Source organism: uncultured Campylobacter sp. (assembly GCF_938017615.1).
In the GTDB taxonomy this organism is placed as follows: domain Bacteria; phylum Campylobacterota; class Campylobacteria; order Campylobacterales; family Campylobacteraceae; genus Campylobacter_B.
The window spans coordinates 1-4385 of sequence record NZ_CALIJA010000169.1; the positions used below are offsets into that span (position 1 = coordinate 1).

Sequence of the window (4385 nt, forward strand, 5' to 3'; positions counted from 1 at the left end):
TTATTTGCTTGATAATATTAAATTTTATCATTTTTTAAATTTAGTATGTTATCATCGCGCTTCATTTTTTGATAAAGGAGAAACAATGGCTGTAAAAATCACCGATATTTGCATTAGCTGCGGCTCATGCATCGACGAGTGCCCGGTAAATGCGATCGTTGACGATAGCGATAACCCAAGCGGCGAGGATAGCTACTACGTATACGCCGATAAATGCGTCGAGTGTGTCGGCTACAATGACGAGCCGGCTTGTGCTAGCGCCTGTCCGACCGACGGCTGTATCGTCTGGAGCGACATCGTAGCGGGCCAACCTAGCAGAGATTCCATAGGTGCGGATCTACGCAGCGGAGATACCCCGGTATTTGCTTAGCAGATAAAATTCCGCGATCAAATGCGCGGAATTTTAATTCATTCAATCCTTAAATAAATTTTAACCTATTTTTCGATACAATCCGCCTTTCACTTTAAGGAGATTATATGCAGCAAACGCTTTCTATTATTAAGCCTGATGCCGTTAAAAAGGGCGTTATCGGCAAAATTATCGATCGTTTCGAAAGCCACGGACTAAGAATCGCAGCGGCTAAAAAATTATGCCTAAGCGCCGAAGATGCGGGTAAATTTTATGAAATTCACAAAGACCGCCCTTTTTACAAGGATCTGATTGAGTTTATGACTAGCGGCCCGGTGGTCGTAATGGTACTCGAAGGCGACGATGCCGTAGCTAAAAATCGCGCTCTAATGGGCGCTACCGATCCGAAAAAAGCGGATAAAGGCACGATCAGAGCGGATTTTGCGGATAGCATCGACGCTAATGCCGTTCACGGCAGCGACAGCCTAGAAAACGCAAAAACCGAGATCGCATTTTTCTTTGCAAAAAGAGAAATTTGCTAAGAGTGTCGCGTGAAAATCGCTTTTGCTAAAATTTCCGCCGTGCCTGTGCCGTTTGAAATTTCGCAAGACGGGCTTAAGTTTAGCGGAAATTTAAAACGAAAAGACTCTAAGTTTATCGAGTGCAAGGGCGAAATTAAGGGTAAAATTCCATACATTTGCGACCGCTGCGGCAAAGAATTTGATCTTGACGTGAGCGAGAGCGTAAATTTGCTTTTAAGCGAAGGCGTTTTTAACGACGAAAGGCACGAGAGCTTGGACGTGATGGAGTTTTTCGGTGCCGAAGTTGATGTGGATGAAATTTTAAGAAGCGAAACAGAAGCTTTTAAAAGCGACTATTTTTATTGCGAAGAATGCAAGAACTAAATTTATAAAGGAGAAAAAATGGCAGTTCCAAAGCGAAGAGTTAGTAAAACTCGTGCGGCGAAAAGACGCACTCACTACAAAGTGACCCTTCCGATTCCCGTCAAAGATAAAGACGGAAGCTGGAAAATTCCGCATAGAATAAACAAAACTACGGGCGAATATTAATCCGATGATTTCCGTTGCTATAGACGCGATGGGCGGTGATTTCGGCTGCGAGCCGATAATAAACGGAGTCGTAGATGCGCTGCGAGAGCGTAAATTTAATGCGTTTTTGGTAGGCGACGAAGCGCAAATCAAGCCTTTTATTCCACAAGATCAAGGCTTTGAGAAATATATCACTTACGTAGCTGCAAGCGAAGTTTTCGAGATGAAAGAGGGCGCAACCGACGCTCTTAAACGCAAAGAGAGTAGCATCTTTAAAGCGGTCGATCTAGTAAAAGACGGCACTTGCAAAGCCGTGGTATCAGCAGGACATAGCGGCGCTACGATGAGTCTTGCTACGCTTCGCATAGGCAGACTAAAGGGCATTTTGCGCCCTGCAATCGCTACGCTGATGCCAAATTCCATAGGTGGACGCACGCTTGTGCTGGATGTGGGCGCTTATGTGGATTGTAAGCCTGAGAATTTGTCTCAATTCGCGATTATGGGCGAAGCATACGCCAAGGAGATTATGGGCCTAAACGCACCACGCATCGGCTTATTATCCAACGGCGAGGAGGATAGTAAAGGCAACGAGGTAACAAAAGAAGCCTTTCATATGCTTAAGAAGATGCAAAATTTTATTGGTAATGTCGAAGGCAATCAAATTTTTGACGGCTCGGTAGACGTGGTCGTGTGCGATGGATTTATTGGTAACATTATGCTAAAATCCAGCGAAGGCGTCGCGAGCGCTATCGGCAAACTTATCAAAAACGAAACAAAAAAATCCCCTATCGCCATCGCAGGCTCCATCTTGATGAAGCGCGTCTTTAAAATTATCAAAAAAAGCACGGACTACGACGAATACGGCGGCGCGCCGCTTTTGGGCGTCAAGGAATGCGTCATCATAAGCCACGGCAAAAGCACCCCGAAAGCCGTTAAAAACGCGATCTTTCAAGCGCTTAAATTTGCAGATTCTAAAATCAACTTCGCGATAGAAAGCGAAATTTCTTCAAACGAATAGGAAAACGAATGCAAAAAGCCTCGATGATCTCAATCGCAGCATACGCGCCGAGTCAAATTTTAACTAATTTCGATCTTGAAAAAATAGTTGAAACGACTGATGAATGGATCGTCAAGCGAACAGGCATTCATGAGCGCCGTATCGCGAAGGGCGAGACCACTAGCGATCTAGGTGCGAAGGCGGCACTAAAGGCGATCGAACGTAGCGGTTTGCAAAAAAACGAGATCGATGCGATAATCTGCGCCACGATCTCACCCGATTATTTCTGTATGCCCTCGACTGCGTGTGTCATCGCAAATAAACTGGGCTTAAATTTCGGCATCACGGCGTTTGATATAAATGCCGCCTGTACGGGCTTCATCTATCTTTTGGAGCTCGCAAAATCCCTCATCGAAAGCGGTGCCAAAAAACACGTGTTGATAATCGGCACGGAAAAGCTAAGCTCGATAGTCGATTGGAGCGACCGCGCTACGTGCATACTTTTCGGCGACGGCGCAGGCGCTGCGGTTATCGCGGCGCGCGACGATAACGAAATCATCGACATTCATACCGCTAGCGACGGCAGCAAGGGCGATCTTCTCATCACCGCAGCCCCAGGCAGCGTCAATCCACTCAGCCAAAAAATCATCGACGAAAAACTAGGCTTCATGCAGATGGCCGGGCGCGAGGTCTTTAAAATTGCGGTACCGACGCTCAGTAACGACGTCGTGGAGATTTTGGAGAAAAATAAAATTTCGCCCGAGCAGGTCGATCTTTTCATCCCGCATCAGGCTAATTTACGCATTATCGAGGCGGTCAAGGCGAGATTAGAATTTAGCGACGAGCAGTGCGTGCTTACGATCGGCAAATACGGCAACACGAGCTCGGCGTCGATCCCGATGGCGATAAATGACGCTTACGAGAGCGGCAGGCTCAAAAACGGCTCACTTATGCTTTTGGATGCGTTCGGCGGCGGCTTTACGTGGGGCAGCGCGCTTTTGAAATTCGGCGGCAAGAGCATAAACTAGCGCCTTTGAACTTTCATTATCTTTGAATTTCGCCATATTTAAGAGTTAAAATTCCAAGCTTATTTATAAAACTAATTTCAAATTTATATTTATTCCGAGTCGGGTTTCAAAATTTTAAAATGAAGCGTTTGCAATAAAAAGCATATTATAATTTTGCGCAGTTTGCATATCGGCTTCTGCGTGAGATAGTAAAACGACGTTAGTCTTAGGTCTGCTGCTTTTTGGTGGCGGGCTTTTAGAATATAAAAGAAATCAAATATGCAATAGCTTAAATGGGTGTTAATTTCAGCTGATTCTATACATTAACGGCTTGTAATTAGCTGCGAAGCTCGGCAAGTATTTTTACGGCGGCGTATGGTGGATCTTTTTAGCGACTTACATATAGGCTGTAGAATAAAATTCAAATACCAAAACGCTTACAACAGCAAGCAACAAATTGCCTTAGATTTGAAATTTAGCATAAATGCCGGTAAATTTAAATCAAATACTACGAATGGAACAATAAAGGACGCTATGCCATGAGCGAAGAGGCGTCGTATTATAGGGCGTTAAAATCTCCAGCTATCTCCCGTTATACAATATACATTTATCCCTGTGTAGATAGTGGATGACGGAGGACGCGGTCGCGTCAGCTGCAGACTAAAGCGGTCAATGCACTTAGCTTTAGTGTGAAAGCTACAGCGATTTATAGGTTTGATGATATGCCTAGCTCAATGTCATTGTAAGCATTGGGAAATTTTAGCACGAAATATCATCTTGCAGTTACGGACGACAGGTATTAAAGCATATTATTAAGGCAATTTTTTATAAATTTTAAGTTCAAATTCCATTCGGATAAAATTTCGATTATTTTTTAGAAAGCGATCTAAAATTATTTAAAATTCCCCCGTTAACTTGGACTATCTAGCGTTTTGTTCGTGCGCCAGGTTTAAAATTTTAAATAACGTAAAATCCTAAATTCT

Annotated in this window: 6 protein-coding genes; all 6 read left to right on the plus strand. The window is 44.0% G+C overall.

The window, feature by feature from the left end; genetic code table 11:
* Positions 1-85 precede the first annotated feature (85 nt).
* Complete coding sequence (locus Q0620_RS08735) at positions 86-370, plus strand: 4Fe-4S dicluster domain-containing protein (RefSeq protein WP_005871245.1); 285 nt, start codon at positions 86-88, stop codon at positions 368-370.
* 107 nt (positions 371-477) lie between these two features.
* Complete coding sequence (gene ndk, locus Q0620_RS08740; RefSeq protein ID WP_177388469.1) at positions 478-891, plus strand: nucleoside-diphosphate kinase; 414 nt, start codon at positions 478-480, stop codon at positions 889-891.
* A 9-nt stretch (positions 892-900) separates the two neighbouring features.
* Positions 901-1254 (plus strand): hypothetical protein, encoded by a 354-nt coding sequence (locus tag Q0620_RS08745; RefSeq protein ID WP_298784553.1) that lies wholly within the window; start codon positions 901-903, stop codon positions 1252-1254.
* 18 nt (positions 1255-1272) lie between these two features.
* Positions 1273-1419, plus strand: a complete 147-nt coding sequence (rpmF, locus tag Q0620_RS08750) for a 50S ribosomal protein L32 (RefSeq protein WP_005871250.1) — start codon at positions 1273-1275, stop codon at positions 1417-1419.
* Positions 1420-1423: 4 nt separating this feature from the next.
* Positions 1424-2416 (plus strand): phosphate acyltransferase PlsX, encoded by a 993-nt coding sequence (plsX, locus tag Q0620_RS08755; protein WP_298784555.1) that lies wholly within the window; start codon positions 1424-1426, stop codon positions 2414-2416.
* 8 nt (positions 2417-2424) lie between these two features.
* Entirely contained in the window at positions 2425-3423 is a 999-nt protein-coding gene (locus tag Q0620_RS08760) for a beta-ketoacyl-ACP synthase III (protein ID WP_298784558.1), read from the plus strand.
* Positions 3424-4385 lie beyond the last annotated feature (962 nt).

Excerpts from the sequence above, each read along its gene's own strand:
- Q0620_RS08760 (WP_298784558.1), top strand. The coding sequence starts at position 2,425 with ATGCAAAAAGCCTCGATGATCTCAATCGCAGCATACGCGCCGAGTCAA.
- rpmF (WP_005871250.1), top strand. The coding sequence starts at position 1,273 with ATGGCAGTTCCAAAGCGAAGAGTTAGTAAAACTCGTGCGGCGAAAAGA.
- Q0620_RS08735 (WP_005871245.1), top strand. The coding sequence starts at position 86 with ATGGCTGTAAAAATCACCGATATTTGCATTAGCTGCGGCTCATGCATC.
- plsX (WP_298784555.1), top strand. The coding sequence starts at position 1,424 with ATGATTTCCGTTGCTATAGACGCGATGGGCGGTGATTTCGGCTGCGAG.
- ndk (WP_177388469.1), top strand. The coding sequence starts at position 478 with ATGCAGCAAACGCTTTCTATTATTAAGCCTGATGCCGTTAAAAAGGGC.